This window comes from Salinivibrio sp. MA427 (genome assembly GCF_001996115.1).
GTDB lineage: Bacteria > Pseudomonadota > Gammaproteobacteria > Enterobacterales > Vibrionaceae > Salinivibrio > Salinivibrio costicola.
Genome location: NZ_MUFH01000495.1, coordinates 1 through 1,105 on the forward strand (window position 1 = coordinate 1; position 1,105 = coordinate 1,105).

General features: G+C 51.2%; 1 pseudogene. It reads left to right on the top strand.

The features are described 5' to 3' along the window. Positions 1–943, top strand: a pseudogene (recC, locus tag BZG79_RS15870) (exonuclease V subunit gamma); the annotation flags it as partial. Between the last annotated feature and the right edge of the window lie 162 nt (positions 944–1,105).

Here is a 1,105-nt window from a genome sequence, read left to right on the forward strand (position 1 = left end):
TATTGGCGATGCGTTAAGCCCTGATCCGGACAGCCACCAGGATCCTGTGATTGAGTTAGCTGAGTTGCAGCGCTTTTGGCGGTTGCCCGTGCGCTATTTTTTCCAACGCCGCTTGAAAGTCTTCTTTGAGCAGTTAGAAGCGCCGCTAGAAGAATTCGAACCCTTTAGTTTAGATACCTTGCACCGCTTTCAGCTGCGTGATCAGCTGTTAGCGCACTTTATTGAAACCGATGACAGTCCCCAAAGTGTGCAGGATTTTATGGCCCGACAGCGTGGCCAGGGCAAGTTGCCTTTGGCGTACTTTGGCGAACTGACCTTGGATACGCAAGTCACGGTGATCCGTGATATGTACCAACGTTTAACGCCTTTGCTCGCCGCGCCGCGCCCCGATCTTGAACTAAATTTGACGCTCACCACCGCGCTAGGTGAGGTGCAAGTGCAAGGTTGGCTTAATCGGCGTTATCAAGACAGCTTGGTGCGGTTTCATTGCGGCGATCTGACCGTGCGTCATCAGCTTGCGGTATGGATCGATCATTTATGCCAATGCGCGATGGGCGAAGCGGTGCCGAGCACGTTGGTGGGCGTGAAAGAAACCATCGAGTTTTCCCCACTCAGCAAAGGTGACGCGCTTGCACATCTACAAGCCTTGGTTGAAGACTATCAAAATGGCCTGAATCAGCCGCTTACTTATCTGCCAAGTACGGTCGGGGCCGGGATAAAAGCCCGAGATGGCAAAAAAGGCTTCGATAACAGTGACACCGGCCAAGACAAAGCGCTGAAAGCGATGCGTGATGCCTTTATCGGGGGCTTTAATCCTGGTGAAGCCCAAGACCCTTATGTGTATCGCGTATGGCCGCAATGGCACGAGAGTCTCGGTCAAGCGCTATTAGCAACAGGCGATCAACACGTACTGCCGATGCTTGCGCAGCGACAAAAACGCTAATCACCAAAGGCGCCTCATAGGAATAGTGCGGCGCCGTTTCCCCCTCTATCCACTCTCTTTCCCACTCTTCTCCCTGTTAGCCAAGTCTATGCATGGCTCTTTTGTGGTTATTTACTCTTAATTTTTGACTTTATATTCATTTTGAGAAATTAACTACTAGGA